The following is an 18254-nucleotide window of genomic DNA, read 5'->3' on the forward strand; positions in this document are numbered from 1 at the left end:
CAGAGCCTTCTAGAATTCATTCCCAGTCAGACACTGGGAATGAGACGAGTTGAGTTCTTCGGAAAAAACTTCTGTTCTTCCCTCCCCTACCCCCCTGCCTCTCTTCTCCCCCTGCTTGCCTTCACCCGTCATTTTCGGGTTGACAGACTACTAGTATAGGGAGTATAACCGTTTAAAACCCCCTATTTACCAGCAATATCCTTTATGAAGTCTGGATAGATATTAGGTAAAAAATTGCTCCTAACCTATCAATTTCTGCCAAGTCATTGCCCCAATAATACCATCAGCCGTTAAACCATTTTGCTGTTGAAATTTCTTGAGTGCTGCTTCCGTTTGCGAACCATAAATACCATCGGGATTAGCACCTATACGATATTGTAAATATCTGATAATCACACCACTAGCATGAGTTCCTTGAATAACTCGTTTAGCTAATATCTGATTGATAGCATCCCAGGTAGTGTTACTAGCAATTCCTGTTGGTAAAACTCCCACAATTCTCTGGAATTTTTCCGTTGCTGAAGATGTAGCTGCTCCCATGCCATTATCTTCTACTAAGGGACGATTATTTTTATCAGTAATTTTCAGCCGATTTAAAGCCTGTTGTAGTCTGAGAATGCTCTTATCTTTATTCTGTTCCTCATCTATAACAGGATTTGCAGGAGCATTAGAAGCAGGATTTACAGAAGTACTTGCTACTTTACCTGTTAACCCGGCAACTATGGCATTAGCCATTGCTTCACCATCATATATTTGCATATCTTTGGCAGAATCAATGAAGCAACCTTCTATGAGAATTCCTGGCATATTTGTTCTTTTGAGAACATACAGGTGTGAACCACTTTTAACACCACGATTAAAAAAGCCCAATTTGACAATTTCATCTAATACCTTTTGGGCAACTTTTTTGCCAGCGTCGCTAATAGCAAATACTTCTGTCCCATTAGCTTGTCCATTAAAAGCATTAAAATGAATAGATACGAAAAAATCTACTCGGTTATTATTGGCTTTTTCGCACCGGCTACCTAATGATTGATTTACTGTACTGGCACTATTTGGTTTGCATGAGATTACTGTATGTCCTAAACTTTCTAATTTAGCAATAACCTTATTACCCACTTCCATTGTTAACTTATCTTCCGATTTAATACCACCTGCACCACTATCGGGAGGGCAGTTGTGACCAATATCAATGCCGAATTTCATTTTTATCTCCTTAATTGACTTTGTTGCTATGCCAAGAGTCTGCTACTGGTTAATTTAGTTCCAAAAAGCATAGACATCATTTTAATCTCTAGGTAGAGATTCCCCCATTAATCCCCAAAAATGTTTAAGATCAATGTAAAGAAATATTTCGTAGCAAAAGCGCATGAAACGCATTGTCTTGATTGCTGGGTTTGAATCGTTTAACGTGGACTTGTACCGAAAAGCGGCTGATTTGGCTAGTTCCCGGTGTCCAGAGTTGGATATTCGAGTATTTAGCGATCGCAATATTACCACCAATAGCACGGAAGTAGAAGCAGCCCTGAAAAACGCAGATGTGTTCTTTGGCAGTTTACTCTTCGATTATGACCAAGTTGTGTGGTTGCGAGAGCGCGTCGCCAATATTCCTATCCGTCTCATTTTCGAGTCAGCACTGGAATTAATTAGTTTAACCAAAATAGGAGCATTCGCTATCGGTGACAAACCCGCAGGAATGCCCAAACCCATTAAATTCATCCTTGACAAATTCAGCAACGGTAAAGAAGAAGACAAACTCGCCGGTTATATCAGTTTCTTGAAAATTGGACCCAAGTTATTAAAATTCATCCCAGTCCAAAAAGTCCAAGACCTTCGTAACTGGTTAATTATCTATGGTTACTGGAACGCTGGCGGTTCAGAAAACGTCGCTGCCTTATTTTGGACAATTGCGGAAAAATACTTAGATTTAAAAATTGGAGATATACCGCCACCCATCGAAACCCCCGACATGGGTTTATTACATCCCGAATATCAAGGGTTTTTTAGATCACCGCGTGAATATTTACAATGGTATCGGAAAAGGGACCAGGACGTAGGGGCGCAGGGCCTGCGCCCAATCATTGGTATTTTACTTTACCGAAAGCACGTTATCACCAAATTGCCCTATATTCCCCAACTGATCCGCTATTTTGAAAAAGCCGGTTTAACTCCCTTACCCATCTTTATCAACGGCGTAGAAGGTCACGTAGCCGTCAGAGATTGGATGACCAGCGACTACGAAACCCAACAACGTCAAAGAGGTAACATTGAAACTCCTTCCCTTACCGCAGAAGCAGTAAAAATTGATGCCATAGTTTCTACCATTGGATTTCCCCTAGTTGGTGGTCCGGCTGGTTCAATGGAAGCAGGAAGACAGGTGGAAGTAGCTAAACGCATTCTCACAGCCAAAAATGTCCCTTATATCGTCGCTGCACCGTTATTAATTCAAGATATTTACTCTTGGACGCGCCAAGGTGTAGGCGGATTGCAAAGTGTTGTACTGTATGCTTTGCCAGAATTAGATGGTGCGATTGATACAATTCCCCTCGGTGGTTTAGTCGGTGAACAAATTTATTTAGTTCCTGAACGAATGCAGCGATTAACTAATAGAGTTAAAAGTTGGGTTTCTCTCCGCCAAAAACCTATTTCCCAACGGAAAATTGCCATTATTTTATATGGGTTTCCCCCCGGTTACGGTGCAGTGGGAACTGCTGCATTATTAAACGTTCCTCGCAGTTTAATTAAATTACTAAATGCACTCAAAGCACAGGGTTATACAGTTGGTGATATTCCTGAAGATGGTGAAGTATTAATCCAACAAATTAAAGAAGCAGATGAAATTAATCCCATGAATGTGGAGACGTTTCATGAAACGTCTCCACAAAATAAAAATACCGTTAATGCCAGAACCTTAGAAAAATGGTTAGGATATCTTTTTACATCTCGCATTGAAAAACAATGGAAATACCTCACCGGTAGCGGCATTAAAACCTATGGTGATGAGTTCAATATTGGTGGTGTGCAATTAGGAAATGTGTGGATAGGTGTCCAGCCACCTTTGGGAATTCAAGGTGATCCCATGCGGTTAATGTTTGAAAGAGATTTAACCCCCCATCCCCAATATGCAGCCTATTATAAATGGTTGCAAAATGAATTTGCAGCTGATGCAGTTGTTCATTTCGGAATGCACGGAACCGTTGAATGGTTGCCCGGTTCACCATTAGGAAATACTGGCTATTCTTGGTCTGATATTCTCTTGGGAAATCTGCCAAATCTCTATATCTATGCCGCAAATAATCCTTCCGAATCAATCTTAGCCAAACGTCGTGGTTATGGAGTATTAATTTCTCACAATGTCCCACCCTATGGACGCGCTGGTTTATATAAGGAATTGGTGAATTTACGCGATTTAATTGCAGAATATCGGGAAGATCCAGAAAAGAATTATCTGTTAAAGGAAGGGATTTGTAAAAAAATTGTTGATACTGGTTTGGAGGTAGATTGTCCTTTTGATGATGCTAAAAGGTTGGGTATTCCCTTTACACCGGAAAATGTGAGGATGTTTAGTAATCATGCTTTTGATCATTATTTGGTTAAGTTGTATGAGTATCTCCAAGTTCTCGAAAATCGTCTTTTTTCTTCTGGTTTACATACTTTAGGTGAAGCACCGAATCATGAGGAGTTAACTGGTTATTTGGATGCTTATTTTGGAAACGAACCACAGAGCCACAGAGAACACAGAGAGAAGGAGGAAGAGGAAATTACAAGGTTATTAAATCAATCTACTGATGAGTTAACAAATCTTTTGCGGGGTTTAAATGGTGAGTTTATTCCTCCTGCACCTGGTGGTGATTTGTTGCGTGATGGTGCTGGTGTTTTACCGACGGGTAGGAATATTCATGCTTTAGATCCTTATCGGATGCCTTCTCCTGCTGCTTTTGAAAGGGGTAAGGAAATTGCTAAGAAAATTATTTCTCAGTCTTTAGATGAAAATAAGAAATACCCAGAAACAGTGGCAGTTTTATTATGGGGTTTGGATGCTATTAAAACTAAGGGTGAATCTTTGGGGATTCTCTTGGAATTGGTAGGTGCTGAACCTGTGAAGGAAGGAACAGGACGCATCGTTAGATATGATTTAAAACCTCTGGCTGAGGTTGGACATCCGCGTATTGATGTGTTAGCAAATCTATCGGGTATTTTCCGAGATAGTTTTGTGAATATCATTGAATTATTGGATGATTTATTTCAACGGGCTGCGGAAATTGATGAACCGGAGGAAATGAATTTTATCAGAAAACACGCTTTGATTTTGAAAGCCCAAGGTGTGGAAAATTCTTCCGCAAGATTGTTTTCTAATCCCTCTGGTGATTTTGGTTCTTTAGTTAATGATAGGGTGGTTGATGGTAATTGGGAATCTGGAGAAGATTTGGGAAATACTTGGGAAAGTCGCAATGTCTTTAGTTATGGTAGAAATGATAAAGGACAAGCTAGACCAGAAGTATTACAGACCTTATTAAAAACTAGCGATCGCATTATTCAAGAAATAGATTCGGTAGAATATGGATTAACCGATATTCAGGAATATTATGCCAATACAGGCGGTTTGAAAAAAGCCGCAGAAAAACAAAGCGGCAAAAAAGTACAAGCCAGTTTTGTCGAAAGTTTTTCTAAAGACACCACACCCCGCAATTTAGATGATTTATTGCGAATGGAATACAGAACCAAGTTATTAAATCCTAAATGGGCTGACGCAATGGCTAATCAAGGTTCTGGTGGTGCTTTTGAAATTTCCCAACGCATGACGGCGTTAATAGGTTGGGGTGGTACTGCTGATTTTCAAGATGATTGGGTTTATGATCAAGCCGCAGATACCTATGCTTTAGATCCAGAAATGGCGGAAAAATTACGTAAAGCAAATCCCGAAGCTTTTAAAAATATTTTGGGGAGAATGTTGGAAGCATCAGGACGCGGTTTATGGCAAGCTGATGGAGATAAATTAGAAAAATTGCGTCAGTTGTATGAATTAAGCGATGAACAATTGGAAGGAGTAACCGCGTAAAAAATTCAAAATTAATTGTAGGTTGGGTTAAACGAAGTGCAACCCAACACATTTCACCTGATACTTTAAAACAATTCTATAATACAATATCTCAATATCTCAATTAACTCTTCTTTACTCACTTTATTATCAGCAACCTGCATTGTTAATGCCTCCGCTTCTTCTGGTGTCATGTTCAGTTCATAATCATTCAAGTTCAAGAATGTCACCATGACACCATATCCAGTGCGTTTGTTACCATCTACAAAAGCATGATTTTTAGTAATATGAAACAAATATGCTGCTGCTTGTTCAACAATAGTAGGATGTAAAAACTCTCCCCCAAAACTTGCTTGAGGCTGGTTAATCGCAGATTCTAGCAAGCCTTCATCACGGATACCTGGTTCTCCACCATATTGAATGAGAAGCTCACTGTGTATTCTTAAAACCTCTTTTTTATCCTCAATAAATTTAGGATTATGCAAGTTTTCTATACACATAATCCCATTTTTTTATAGATGCCAAAAACGTTAGTGTGGTTTCCGATTCTTTAGGTGTGATATCTTCTATGTTAAAATTAACCTGTTCTTCTGTCAATACATTAATTTTCAAACTTATTTCAATTACTGAAAGCAATATATTTTTTAGTGTTTCTAAAATAATGTATATTTCATTTTTGTTAAACTGTCTTATCCTTGGAAATTCTTTGTAAGTTTTTTCCCAAAGCATGAATATCGCTTTGAATAATTTTCTACCTTTTTTTGTTTGAAAGAAATTCCAGTAATTGTCTATAATTTCTTTGAATAAAAAATTGTATCTAACAAAGAGTAGAATTGATAAATCGCCCTGTTTTTCTTGTTCTTTTAATTTCTTATCTAACTTCAAAAATTTTTGAAGTAGATATAACATCTGTCTTGCTTCTTCTTTAAACTCACTAAAAGATATTTGCCGAATATTAGCCAACTCAAGCATCTCCGCCATTGCTTCATCTTGCGGGTTAGCATCATTTAAGCATCTTTCCAGGACTTCTATCCTTTCCTGAATGCTGTCAATTATTTCTTGTGGGAATGTAAAGCTGTATACCATATTTTATGTACCTCTCTGGTAATATTATGCGCTTCACTAGGACTATTTTAACTGAAAAACCCATAATAATCCAGTCTGTCAGTTACTAATATAGCCTAAGCCAAAAATCGTTAAATCGCACTTTATTATCAATTAATCATAGGTTGGGTTAAACGAAGTGCAACCCAACACATTGACAATATAACTTTTCCTAGTCTAATAAAGTACAAATTTATCCGCGTTTATCTGCGTCCATCTTCTTCCATCTGCGGTTAATTATTTCCTATTGTACCTCCCTTGAATAGAAATTACAATAACACAAAATAAAAAAGCTATCTACAATCTTGAAATTATTCTCCAAATAATAGATAATACAATGTAACAACCAAATAAACCCTAGCACTCACAGGGGTTGAGTGCTAATTTCTAGCTTAATCTTGAAACTAATGTAGTAGGCAAAAATTCTCCTTTTTCTAGATAGATTTAGCGGACTTTTCCGCAAGAGTTTTTTGCCCAAAATTCAAGTTTCTCGGCAATTGATGAATTCATTAGGAGGACTAGAATGATTAAATACAGCTTCAATCTGGTAGGTGTATCTCCTGTTTTGCATTTTTTCAATCATCAACAACAGAGTTTAGTAAAACCGCAGCACCAAGGCATAGAATATCTAGGAACTCACACTTGTACCTTAGATGCCTTCCTCGCATCTATAGAACCAGTCCCCGTTAAATGGGGTTGGAATTTAGATCAAGTAGTAGATACAGTAATTGAGTTTTGGATGAATAATGCTGAGAGTATTAACTATTGGAAATCCCGCTTAAACGATGCCGGACACGATAGTTTACTCGTAGCTAGAGTCGCAGATATGAACTCTTTGTCAGGAGAACTTGAATCACTACTAGGCAAAAATTTGTAACCCTTAACCATCATTCTCTATCACCTGGAGAATTTTCAAATATAACTCTTCCACTCTCTTTGCTGCTAATTTACCACTAGCAGCATAGTGATTTAACCCAGGAGAACCATTGACTTCAATCAGCGTATAATCTACCATCGGCATAGTAATATTATCGGTAAGTATGTCCACCCCAGCTAACCTGAGTCCAATATCTTTAGTCATATTAATTGCTAACTTCTGAAAATCAGGATGAATAGTTTCCGAAAAATCCACCGCTTCACCTCCACTTGATAAATTAGCACTATCCAAAAGATAAACAGTATGATCATGAGGAATCACACTATCCCAATCAAAATTTTGTGTTTTTAATTTTTGGGAAATGCGAAAATCATCAAATTTAATCACATTTTTTCTACCCGTACTAATAATTTTTTCCTGTTTTTGTTGTAGCAACTCCAAAACATTAGATATACCATCACCAACAACACATAAAGGAATTCTTTGATAAGCCGTAATCACCTCATCATCTAACACTACAATTCTATAGTCATTACCACTATAAAACTTTTCAACAATCAACCCTGATTTAATTTGGAATATCTTATTAGCAACATCATAATATTCCTCCTGATTATGCACCTTAGTCACCAATATACCTTGACTCAGATTTAGCGGCTTAACAATCACAGGAAATCCCATTGATTGTGCATAATTAAATCCATCATCAATATTTCGAGGATGAGCTATTTTAGCACACATCTGATCACTAAAAAATGTCTTTCCCTCTGTCACCCGATATCCAAAGTGCTTCAGAAAAAAATTACTATAGGCTTTATCTTTAGCTAATTCGGCTGAGGCGAAACCATTAATATTCAATTTGGCATGACTAAAAACCGACTTTTTCCCATTTTTAAAAGTAATATGCCCCACAAATTCATATTCTGGTTCAACTAAAATCACAGCCCCTATTTGCAATGCTACTTTTTGGATGATTGATGTAATTGACATTTTTTATTTTCTCGGATTCTTTCAAAATTACCCTGAAAAAGTATGGCAATATTCGTAAATATTTCCCAAGCCGAAACCTCAAATCATTCGTGAATTATGCCATATATTACACAATGATTTTGGTTCTTATGTGTATCTAAATACTAAACTACTCAGTAAATACCCATTGGCATTAAATAAAACTAAACATTCTTAAAAGATAAGTTGTTGCATCACGTATTGACAATTTTGAAAATATGTAATAACAAGGTGGCATCATCAATAAAAGACGCTAGTACATCTTTGGCTAAGAGACATACTAACGCCCTTCACTCAAATTCATACGCATAAAATAATCATGCCACAAAATACGGATTACAAAAATATCACCTCAGAAAATCAAGCCATGCCTACAGCAAGAGAAGATAACGCCTACAAAAAAAGGCTGAATGGTTGGGCTGTAGCCCGTGTTGTCACCGAACAAGAAAAAGTAATTGTTTCCAGGTTTCGCAGTCGTTCTGATGCCGAAGGCTATATTCAGCACATCCGTCAGATGATTCCTAACACTGTTTTTGAGCTTTTCTTTGATTGCCAACGGGAAGAAGTTGTTATTTAACACTCTCAATGAGATTCTTGGTTCACCGAAACCACTTAATTTGGATTCCTTGCGTTCTCTAAACCAGAGGTGGGGTTCTCCCCAAGGGACTTCGGGTATTCCTGTAAATCCACAAGAGACAAGAGACAAGAGGTAAGAGGCACAATTCAAGATAAATATTCTCCTCATTCCCTCATCCCTTCGACTTCTAACTTACACAGCAGCCAGCAGTCCATTGTGCTTGAGTAAAGCCTTGGTACTGGGTTTTCGTCCCCGGAAGGTTTTAAATACATCCATTGGATGCTGACTGCCACCTAGTGCTAACACCGTATCTCGGTAACGTCTGCCAATCGCATGAATTGCAGCTTCATCTTCCAAACCTACTTCTTCAAAAGCGGCAAAAGCATCAGCACTGAGAACTTCAGCCCATTTATAGCTATAATATCCCGCTGCATAACCCCCTTCAAAAATATGACCGAAAGCACATAAAAACGCATCCTGGGGTAATGGTGGTAACACAGTCGTTAACCTAGCAATCCGGTTTCGCACATCTGTCACAGTTTCCTGACTATTAGGGCAATAGCGGTAATGTAACTCCAAGTCCACACTACTAAAATCCAGTTGCCGCAACATAGTTGAACCACTCATGTAATTACGTGCCGCCAACAATTTTTGGTAGTAATGTTCCGGTAATGCTTCCCCTGTTCCATAATGTTTCGCCATGCCAAACAAGGTTTGGCGGTCATAACACCAGTTTTCCATAAACTGGCTCGGTAATTCCACTGCGTCCCACTCAACATTATTAATACCTGCTGCCCCCAGATAATCCACCTTAGTCAGCATATGATGTAAACCATGTCCAAATTCATGGAACAATGTCTCCACTTCATCAAAAGCCATCAAACTCGGATTACCATCTACAGGGGGAGTTTGATTACAAATCAAATAAGCTACAGGTAGCCGAATAGTAGTTAAACCATTTTCTGTAACTTTGCGACGGTGAATACAAGCATCCATCCAAGCACCACCACGCTTTTCCGCAGGACGGCTGTAAGCATCTAGGTAAAAATAGGCAATGGGTTCACCATATTTATCAGCAATTTGGAAATAACGAACATCCTCATGCCATATTGGGGCTTGACCATCAGCAGGTGTCACCGTCACCCCAAAAAGCCTTTTTACCAGCCCAAATAGCCCATCTAGAACTTGAGGCAGGGGAAAATAGGGAAGTAACTCCTCGGCAGTAAAGGCAAATTGTTCTTCCCGTTGACGTTCAGCCCAAAAGCTAATATCCCAATGCTGCAAATTTTCGGCTTCTACGGCTCCTTTCGCCTTGGCAAAGGCTTTGAGTTGTTCTAAATCTTTGACAGCAGCATTATAACTAGCTTGACGGAGTTCTTCTAACAGCCTTTCTACAGAGGGAATATCCTTAGCCATCTTACTAGCCAAACTCAGTTCAGCAAAAGTTTCAAAGCCAATTAATTTAGCTAGTTCTTTTCTTAGCTCTAAAATTCGTATAATCAAAGGATTATTATCTAATTCCCCAGAAGATGCCCGGGTAATATAAGCCTTATAGAGTTTTTCACGCAAATCCCGCCTGGTACTGTGCTGTATGAATGGGAAATAACTAGGAAAATCTAAAGTAATATGCCAAGGTCCATGTTCCGGGGTGGCATTTTCTTCACCAGATGCACGAGCAACTTGGGCTGCAAGACTCAACAAGCTACTTGGTAAACCATCAATGTCATCTGGGGTGGTGAGAATTAAAATAAAGCCTTTCGTCGCATCTAGAACGTGATTAGCAAACCTAGTTGCCAGTTCTGCTAATTCCATCTGGATAGTATTAAAACGCTCTCTATCTTTTCCTTCTAAACCAACACCAGACAATTCTGCATCCCGAATTGCAGCTTTGATAATTCTCTGCTGGGCTGAATCTAAAGTTTCCCAACTAGGACTATTCCGAATTGCTTTGAAAGCATTATAAATAGGTTTACTTTGACCCAGGATATTCATAAACTGAACTACTTGCGGCTGTACCTTTTCATAGGCAATACGTAGTTCTGGACTATTTTTTACACCCATTAAATGATTCAGTATTCCCCAACTCCAATTTAGTCTTTCTGTCAATTTTTCTAGAGGTTCTACTAAACCGTTCCAAGTAGGCTCTATATTTGCCTCTAAGTCAATTAATTGCTTTTCCAGTTCTGCCAATAGATGACTAAAAGCTGGTTCGACTTGCTCTGATTTAATATCCGCAAATACGGGTAAACTACAGCTTTGAAGTAGGGGATTCTGATAAATAGTAGCAGTTGCACGCATGGTAGTGAGTTAATAGCCGATGAATTAGTGGGAAACAACGATTGATTTTTCTTTATATAACTAATAATTTAACGTTGCGACAAAATTTCGCGTTGCTAGAATGGCAATCTTACTCAACAGATACAGAAGTTAGGAGACTAGAATCAAATAAGTATATTTCTATACGAAAAATAATTAAATCTACCTCTATTCCTATGCCAGTTATACAAAAAGTTCATTCTGATAGCGTATCGTAGTGTGGCGTAAACCATACTGCTGCAACTTTATAACTACTGAATTTGTTTTTGATAGCTCAGATACATAGTGGTCTGTCAATATTAATTTTGTGTGTTAACGAAGTTTGAAAGTATTGCTAACAAACGGTTATAAAATTTAATAACTCACAATTTCAAGCTTGACAGACTAATAGGGCTACTATTTGATTTTTGATAGCGTAGCGTAAGCCATACAAGCTGTAAACCGTAAACCCCATCGAATCAACGATTGAGCCTCGGTATAATGAACAAGAATCAAACCGGACTCCTATATCATAGGAAAGCTAAAAGCAGAATTCTAGCAACTATTCTCCCAATAATTACTTTTATTTTGTCGAGTTTTGTGGCGATAATTCACCATAATCAATTTTGAATACGTAATAAAGGTATGAAATTTTTACTTTCTGTTTTGCTGACACCTGCGGTGGTTTTGTTGAGTTCTGCTCATGTATTAGCAGCAATTAAAACTAAAACAATTGAGTATAAGCAAGGAAACACAGTATTGGAAGGATATCTTGCTTATGATGATGCTATTAAAGTTAAACGTCCCGGTGTATTAGTAGTTCATGAATGGAATGGGTTACAGTCTTATGCCAAAAAACGAACCCAACAGTTGGCTAAATTGGGATATGTGGCTTTTGCCGCCGATATTTATGGTAAAGGAATTAGACCAAAAAACATCGAAGAATCAGGTAAACAAGCAACTATTTATCGTCAAGATCGAAAATTACTCCGCGAACGGGCAAAAGCTGGGTTACAAGTTTTACAAAATTATCCCTTAACTGACTCTAAACACATTGCTGCCATTGGGTATTGCTTCGGTGGTGGTACAGTCTTAGAATTAGCCCGTAGTGGTGTTAATATTGCAGGTGTAGTTAGTTTTCATGGCAACCTAGACACACTCAATCCTAATGATGCTAAAAATATTAAAGCTAAGGTATTAGTATTGCATGGCGCTGATGATCCCTTTGTCCCAGAAGAGCAAGTCCAAGGTTTTGAAAGAGAAATGCGTCTAGGTAATGTGAACTGGCAACTAATATACTATGGTGGTGCGCTTCATTCTTTCACTAACCCAGAAGCCAAAAATAATCCCAAAGGAGCTGTTTATAATTCAATCGCAGATCAGCGTTCTTGGCAAGCTATGCGACAGTTTTTTGCCGAAATATTTGCTAAGTAATATTTTGTGGGTTTGAACACTGATTATATCTGCAAGGACTGTTCAGAGGAAGAAGCAACAGGGAACAGAAAAAACTCATGTTTAAAAACATGAGATTGAAATAATGATACTGTTTTTTTTCGTGCTACGCATCTTTTAAAAACATCTTTTTCTTGACTGAAGCTCTAAGGGACTTCCAAATAAAAAAATACTCAACGACCTAACGCAAAAATCTCTCAAACCCTTATTCCTCTGTGTCCTCTGCGCCTCTGTGGTTCGTTAATCAGGATAATTTATTTCTTGGAAGTCCCTAAACTCAGCAAATGAGTGTTTCTTATCTGTTCCCTGTTCCCTGTTCCCTGTTCCCTTTTTTGTAATTGGTAAAATTATTACCTATTATCTATTCCTTCCTCTTACCTGAAAATCATGTCTAATCTTCCACCGCTAAATACAGAAACAATTTGGGCAATTATTAACGATACAATTGATGATGCCACTGTAAACCAATTATTATGGTATCACTTAGGTTATCGTTATGATGCGATTACAGAAACTTGGGATAATAGTCAAGTATCATCAACATGGCGAGATGAATATTCACAACCACCGGATTTTATTGCTTCTCGTCCAGCAATTATGAAATTAACTCGTTCTATTCCCCAGGAAAATAAACAGATACTCAAGGGAAGACTCGGTTTTAAAGGCTACAAAATTGGTGAATTTGGTCCTCGACAAACTCGCAGAGCCACATCAGCAAATTGGTTATTAAGTTATATGTTAATAACCACTGGTACAATTGAGTAAAATTACTATAAGTAGTGAGACAGAATTAATTACACAATGTCATTGCGTTAGCAAAGCGTGGCGTTAGCCATATGGAACGAAGTGAAATGAAGCAATTCCAAGGGTTGTGATTGCTTCCCTTCGCTCGCAATGACTGTAAATATTTTTGTCCAATTACTTATCTAGCAATTACTTAAAATATCCCCAACTTCTCTAAGTAGTTAGGGATATAAGCTTTGCGTCCGATTTGCAAAATTAAATTATTCTTTTATAAGGGATCACCAAAAAATAAATTACCCAATTTTGTGGGATGGGCATCCTGCCTGTCCTTGGTAATTAGCGGGCAAGACTTGTACTGAGCTTGCGATGCCCTGAGCCTGTCGAAGGGTCGAAGTATGCCCGCACCACAAGAAACTTTTGGGGATTTTTTTAATTGGAAGTCCCTAAGAGGTTGTTTGAAAAGTATTAGATGAAACCGATAATCTCCAAAAACCTAACCCCCCTGCCCCCTTCCCTCGTAGGGAAGGGGGGTTTCAAAGCCTCTCCCCGCTTCGGAGAGAGGTTTGGAGAGGGGTTTGTTTATACATTAAAAACTTTTCAAACATCCTCTAAGGAAAATGCCGAAAACCCTTGAAGATGTTGCTGACTCAGGAAGCCACATCTGTTCTTTAGACAAGGGATGAAGGCTAGTAGTCTGTCAACCCGAAAATGACGGGTGAAGGCAAGCAGGGGGAGAAGAGAGGCAGGGGGGCAGGGGGGGTCAGGGGGGAGTGGGGGGAGTTGGGGGAGTTGGGGGAGTTGGGGGAACATTACCCGTCAAAATAAATTTGACGAACTACTAGAGGCAGGATTTATGTCTAAATGTTATGGAAATAACACGGACATATCTTGTATTTTTTTACAAAACTGTGTATATTAATATATTCTACCCTTGCATATAGTAATCTTAGCTAATTTGTGCAACTTGTTGTTCTAACTAACTACTTTAGGGCTAACAAGAATCAAAAACGGTTTCACAAATAATTTAGATAGGATTACTGCTGTATAACACAAATAAAGAGATTTCTGCTATGATCAACAAATTAATTAATACTAACATTAAGAGTTCTCATGTTTTACCAACTCCTAATGAGGTTAAGGCAAAATTACCTTTAACTAAAACTGCTGAAAATACAATTTTAAAATTCAGACAAGAAATAGAAAATATTTTAGATTTTCAAGATCGACGTAAATTCATTGTAGTCGGTCCTTGTTCAATTCATGATCCAAAAGCGGCGATAGAATATGGAGAAAAGTTGCTAGGCTTGGCAGAAAAAGTTCAGGATAAATTACTGTTAATCATGCGGGTTTATTTTGAAAAACCCAGAACTACTGTAGGCTGGAAAGGATTAATTAATGATCCGAAAATGGATGATTCTTTTCATGTAGAAGAAGGAATTTTAATTGCCAGAAACTTACTATTAAAGTTAACAGATTTAGGATTACCCACTGCTACAGAAGCACTTGATCCAATCATACCTCAATATATAAGTGAACTGGTTTCCTGGTCTGCAATTGGTGCAAGGACAACCGAATCGCAAACACACCGAGAAATGGCTAGTGGTTTATCTATGCCAGTAGGTTTTAAAAATGGTACTGACGGTAATATTCAAGTTGCTGTAAATGCCCTCAAATCAGCAAAGACTCCCCATAATTTCCTGGGTATTAATCAAAAGGGACAAGTGAGTGTATTTCAAACTAGGGGAAATGCTCATGGTCATGTAATTTTGCGTGGTGGAAATCAGCCTAATTTTGATGCCGAGAATATTCAGTTAGTAGAGGAACAATTAAAAGCAGCTAACTTATCACCAAGAATAGTTGTTGATTGTAGTCATGGTAATACTAATAAAGATTACAGATTACAATCTATGGTGTTTGAGAATATTATCCAGCAAGTATTAGATGGTACTAATTCCATTGTAGGAATGATGCTAGAATCGAATTTGTATGAAGGTAGTCAAGTAATTACAGGGAATCGTGAAGATTTAAAATATGGTGTTTCCGTAACTGATAAATGTATCAATTGGCAAGAAACCGAAAGAATTATTTTGGCTGCTTACAGTAAATTACAATAAACTTACAGCAGTTTTTATGTATTTACACCACATGAATTATGGTTCTACCGCTCCCCTTATGGAATAAAATATTAATTTAATTTTTGTAGGTTGGGTTGAACAAACTGAAACCCAACATTAGCGAGAAGATAGTAGGAGGTGTTGGGTTTCGTCCCTCAACCCAACCTACAATAAATATTGTTTTACATAAAGGGAACGGTAGAGCCTGAATTATTTTAATTCTTCTCTTTGTATGAGATTTAAAAATGTGGTTCATTTACCTGAAAAAAAGCTGTTTTGTAGTTGTGCTTTAGTCCAAAGTGCAATGCTTAGTTTCTGCTTCTTTTTCCACGATTCGACTTCACTCAGTCTCTCAAAGACTTTGGGTAATTTTCTCTTGGCTTCTTTTCATTGCTTCTAAATGTCAATTAGTCCAAACTCAAGTAAATAAGTAGTGAGACAGAATTAATTACACAATGTCATTGCGTAAGCGTTGCGTGGCGTTGGCCATATGGAACGAAGTGAAATGAAGCAATTCCAAGGGTTGTGATTGCTTCCCTTCGCTCGCAATGACTGTAAATATTTTTGTCCAAATATGGAACGAAGTGAAATGAAGCAATCGCAAGAGTTCTGATTGCTTCCCTTCCCTCGCAATGACTGTAAATATTTTTGTCCAATTACTTAAAAGTGGGATTGGTGCGGATCGAACGCACGGCCTAGCGCTTAGGAGGCGCTCGCTCTATCCAACTGAGCTACAACCCCAAGGATGACGTAAATATCATAATAGCAGCATTTTTATTGCGATCGCCAACAATAATCCCAATCATCACCACCAACTTCTAACCCGCAAAGATTACTACTTGCAGTCAGGATAACTTGAGATTTGCCGCTATTAAGTTCTCGCAATTCTAAAGTGATTTCCCCTTGCATGGTATCTCGACAACAAAAAGTTAAACCATTAGTTGTAGGTGCGCGGAGGGGTGTACCGGGAAGATGGGTAGTCCCTGTCAGTTCAATTTCGTAATTGAGGTTTTTGGCTTGCATTTGCCATCTACCCCAGGGTTGAATTTGCCATGTTACCTCTGAATTCCAGGGAACAAATTCATAAAATTTGCCTTGGTGGTGAATACCAATCATGGCGACTGATTCCATCCACCATAATACACCACGTTTGCCGCCACCGGCTGTTAAAGCTAAGTCTGGTTGATTGATAAAGGCATTACAATTTAGCCAAAACCATTTTTGGGGAAAAGCACCACCCCAATTTTTTTCTGCGTATGCTGGAGCATTTGTGAATTCATAAATTTTACCATGCCAATCTATCCAACCGCTGGCTAAACCATGAGCCATTAAAATTTGCCAACCAGGTTCAAATATCTGAGAAAATGATAACCAACCGGCGGTTGATTGCTGGGGACTATTTTGATTTCCCCATGCGTACATGGGTTGAATTGCATACTCCCATCGGCAATAATTACCAGTGGTAGGATCTGTAATTATGCCTTGGTTTAAGGTAGCTGTGGCTTGATAGCCTTCTTGAATATGGTGTGCAAATTCACGAGGAATAAGATACAGAGGTGAAACTTGTAAGTTGGTTTTTCCCCAATGTCCTAATCCCAAAATATCCCGACTTGCCCAAAATTTGTTGATATCAGGAAAAGTGCGACAAAGGTATTCATCATTTATACCCAGTATTTGGGCTGCTCCGCCGCTGTAGGGCTGATTGCCTCTTGGGTCTTCGATGGAGTACATGAAGGCGATAGTTTGCCGAATTTCGGTCAGTGTGACGCGGTAATACCAGCCCTCAAAAAAACGGCGATCGCTCCCATCCCAATGATAACCGCTATGGGGAGTTTGGGTGAAATCAAAGAAATTTTTGGGAATATTCAGCATGGATTGTGTTTTATTGTACTTCGTAAGGTTAAAATTTGAGCTTTTACTTAAAGGGAATATATGGATGTAAAAATGCAAGTTATTACCTTCTCAAGTATATTTATTTTTTGGTATTGGCAATGTGGAAACTTTGGACTAAAATGGGGTATCGGCTCAATAAATAGGGGCAACTGCCTAATTCGGGAAAAATTTTACGCCATTTGAGGGTTGTCATTGAACGATTTACCCCGGATTATTGAGCGGATACAAAATGGGGCATCCACTGAATTTCACTACATATTCCGTATTTTAAGCTTCATCATCTGTAATTATTGAACAAGAAATGTAAACCAAAAATAAAAGTTAGCTCTTCTTACACATCACAAAAAGACATTTTACCAACCATCAACAGTCCACATTCTCCGATGATAAGTAGGGCATTGAAAATCGTCGTTATGGCAAGGCAAGAGGCACTCATGCAAGAGGCAAGAGTGAAGAGGGTTTGGGCGATTTTACTTTTCTTTACACAAATTGGTTTTATTGTGTTCACCTACTTACTTAATCCTATTTTCCAGACAGCGTTTAGGTTGATGCAGCATATTATAGATTAATGAGGTACAGGATCTTAATTCAAAGCCAAACAGCAATCTAGCTTTACAAAAGAAGGGAACAGGGAACAGATAAGAAACTAAAGTTTCACCAGTTTAGAGCTTCAGTCAAAAAAAGATGTTTTTAAAAGATGCGTAGCACGAAAAAACAGTGTCATTATTTCAATCTCATGTTTTTAAACATGAGTTTTTCCTGTTCCCTGTTGCTTCTTCCTCTGAATACTGACTCCTCAATTCTGATGTAAGTAGGTGAACAGAAAAAATTAAAGGTATATGAAGAAGAGCAAAGCAAACTCAAACTCTTTCCCCCTGCGCCCTGCCCCCTGCTCCCCTGCCTTCCCCCAACGACAATTTTTAACGCTCACCTACTTAAGTATCTGACTAACTCAATCTGATGCTGTTCCGCTTTCTATCACTGAGTCTAAACCCCAGTGGCTAGGAACTTGACAATTTGGTATGGGTTGTGATTAAGTAAGTATTTGATACCAATTAGATGTATTTAAGATTCACTTACTAGTTGTAAAATCTCGCAGTGTAGTAAAGTGTGTTCATTCGGGAAGATTTGTGAAGTACAGGGTTTGTTATT

At 38.3% G+C, this 18254-nt stretch carries 12 protein-coding genes and 1 tRNA gene; 6 read left to right on the plus strand and 7 right to left on the minus strand.

Annotated features, from left to right (window positions below; genetic code table 11):
- Positions 1-240: 240 nt before the first annotated feature.
- A complete protein-coding gene (locus HEQ36_RS08745) occupies positions 241-1206 on the minus strand; it encodes an N-acetylmuramoyl-L-alanine amidase (protein WP_053540997.1) in 966 nt (321 codons plus the stop codon).
- A 163-nt stretch (positions 1207-1369) separates the two neighbouring features.
- Here HEQ36_RS08745 and bchH point away from each other — a divergent pair, with 163 nt between their 5' ends.
- Positions 1370-5059, plus strand: a complete 3690-nt coding sequence (gene bchH / locus HEQ36_RS08750; RefSeq protein WP_168635938.1) for a magnesium chelatase subunit H — start codon at positions 1370-1372, stop codon at positions 5057-5059.
- A 65-nt stretch (positions 5060-5124) separates the two neighbouring features.
- Here bchH and HEQ36_RS08755 read toward each other — a convergent pair whose 3' ends face one another.
- Both HEQ36_RS08755 and HEQ36_RS08760 read right to left on the minus strand, forming a co-directional pair.
- The gene (locus tag HEQ36_RS08755; RefSeq protein ID WP_233455464.1) at positions 5125-5538 is read right to left on the minus strand and encodes a type II toxin-antitoxin system death-on-curing family toxin; all 414 of its coding nucleotides are present in this window, start codon (positions 5536-5538) and stop codon (positions 5125-5127) included.
- Positions 5516-6124 carry a hypothetical protein gene (locus HEQ36_RS08760; RefSeq protein ID WP_168635937.1) on the minus strand — a complete coding sequence of 203 codons (609 nt, stop codon included), beginning with the start codon at positions 6122-6124 and terminating at the stop codon, positions 5516-5518. Before HEQ36_RS08760 ends, HEQ36_RS08755 begins: the two co-directional genes overlap by 23 nt.
- 544 nt (positions 6125-6668) lie before the next feature.
- Between HEQ36_RS08760 and HEQ36_RS08765 the strand changes: the two genes are divergently transcribed.
- The gene (locus tag HEQ36_RS08765; RefSeq protein WP_168636189.1) at positions 6669-7019 is read left to right on the plus strand and encodes a hypothetical protein; all 351 of its coding nucleotides are present in this window, start codon (positions 6669-6671) and stop codon (positions 7017-7019) included.
- Between the two features lie 3 nt (positions 7020-7022).
- On the opposite strand, the gene HEQ36_RS08770 is transcribed toward HEQ36_RS08765, so the two are convergent.
- The gene (locus tag HEQ36_RS08770) at positions 7023-8009 is read right to left on the minus strand and encodes a cyanophycin synthetase (protein ID WP_168635936.1); all 987 of its coding nucleotides are present in this window, start codon (positions 8007-8009) and stop codon (positions 7023-7025) included.
- 337 nt (positions 8010-8346) lie between these two features.
- Between HEQ36_RS08770 and HEQ36_RS08775 the strand changes: the two genes are divergently transcribed.
- Complete coding sequence (locus HEQ36_RS08775; protein ID WP_027402924.1) at positions 8347-8604, plus strand: hypothetical protein; 258 nt, start codon at positions 8347-8349, stop codon at positions 8602-8604.
- Between the two features lie 192 nt (positions 8605-8796).
- Here HEQ36_RS08775 and HEQ36_RS08780 read toward each other — a convergent pair whose 3' ends face one another.
- Positions 8797-10902 carry a M3 family metallopeptidase gene (locus tag HEQ36_RS08780; RefSeq protein WP_168635935.1) on the minus strand — a complete coding sequence of 702 codons (2106 nt, stop codon included), beginning with the start codon at positions 10900-10902 and terminating at the stop codon, positions 8797-8799.
- Between the two features lie 642 nt (positions 10903-11544).
- Between HEQ36_RS08780 and HEQ36_RS08785 the strand changes: the two genes are divergently transcribed.
- From HEQ36_RS08785 to HEQ36_RS08795, 3 genes are all read left to right on the plus strand, one after another.
- Complete coding sequence (locus tag HEQ36_RS08785; protein WP_168635934.1) at positions 11545-12333, plus strand: dienelactone hydrolase family protein; 789 nt, start codon at positions 11545-11547, stop codon at positions 12331-12333.
- Between the two features lie 405 nt (positions 12334-12738).
- On the plus strand, positions 12739-13116 hold the full coding sequence (locus HEQ36_RS08790) for a DUF1823 family protein (RefSeq protein ID WP_053540992.1): 378 nt from the start codon (positions 12739-12741) through the stop codon (positions 13114-13116).
- A 1049-nt stretch (positions 13117-14165) separates the two neighbouring features.
- Complete coding sequence (locus HEQ36_RS08795; protein WP_053540990.1) at positions 14166-15209, plus strand: 3-deoxy-7-phosphoheptulonate synthase; 1044 nt, start codon at positions 14166-14168, stop codon at positions 15207-15209.
- 667 nt (positions 15210-15876) lie between these two features.
- Here the strand turns inward: HEQ36_RS08795 and HEQ36_RS08800 are convergent.
- Both HEQ36_RS08800 and HEQ36_RS08805 read right to left on the minus strand, forming a co-directional pair.
- Positions 15877-15950 (minus strand) — tRNA-Arg (locus HEQ36_RS08800).
- Between the two features lie 33 nt (positions 15951-15983).
- Positions 15984-17081, minus strand: coding sequence for a tocopherol cyclase family protein (locus HEQ36_RS08805; RefSeq protein ID WP_027402929.1), 1098 nt, complete (start codon positions 17079-17081; stop codon positions 15984-15986).
- Between the last annotated feature and the right edge of the window lie 1173 nt (positions 17082-18254).

Origin of the sequence: Anabaena sp. 54 (assembly GCF_017355725.1) — a bacterium.
Taxonomy (GTDB): Bacteria; Cyanobacteriota; Cyanobacteriia; order Cyanobacteriales; family Nostocaceae; genus Dolichospermum; species Dolichospermum heterosporum.

Excerpts from the sequence above, each read along its gene's own strand:
- HEQ36_RS08760 (WP_168635937.1), bottom strand. The coding sequence starts at position 6,124 with ATGGTATACAGCTTTACATTCCCACAAGAAATAATTGACAGCATTCAG.
- HEQ36_RS08755 (WP_233455464.1), bottom strand. The coding sequence starts at position 5,538 with ATGTGTATAGAAAACTTGCATAATCCTAAATTTATTGAGGATAAAAAA.
- HEQ36_RS08775 (WP_027402924.1), top strand. The coding sequence starts at position 8,347 with ATGCCACAAAATACGGATTACAAAAATATCACCTCAGAAAATCAAGCC.
- HEQ36_RS08770 (WP_168635936.1), bottom strand. The coding sequence starts at position 8,009 with ATGTCAATTACATCAATCATCCAAAAAGTAGCATTGCAAATAGGGGCT.
- bchH (WP_168635938.1), top strand. The coding sequence starts at position 1,370 with ATGAAACGCATTGTCTTGATTGCTGGGTTTGAATCGTTTAACGTGGAC.
- HEQ36_RS08790 (WP_053540992.1), top strand. The coding sequence starts at position 12,739 with ATGTCTAATCTTCCACCGCTAAATACAGAAACAATTTGGGCAATTATT.
- HEQ36_RS08745 (WP_053540997.1), bottom strand. The coding sequence starts at position 1,206 with ATGAAATTCGGCATTGATATTGGTCACAACTGCCCTCCCGATAGTGGT.
- HEQ36_RS08780 (WP_168635935.1), bottom strand. The coding sequence starts at position 10,902 with ATGCGTGCAACTGCTACTATTTATCAGAATCCCCTACTTCAAAGCTGT.
- HEQ36_RS08785 (WP_168635934.1), top strand. The coding sequence starts at position 11,545 with ATGAAATTTTTACTTTCTGTTTTGCTGACACCTGCGGTGGTTTTGTTG.
- HEQ36_RS08805 (WP_027402929.1), bottom strand. The coding sequence starts at position 17,081 with ATGCTGAATATTCCCAAAAATTTCTTTGATTTCACCCAAACTCCCCAT.
- HEQ36_RS08795 (WP_053540990.1), top strand. The coding sequence starts at position 14,166 with ATGATCAACAAATTAATTAATACTAACATTAAGAGTTCTCATGTTTTA.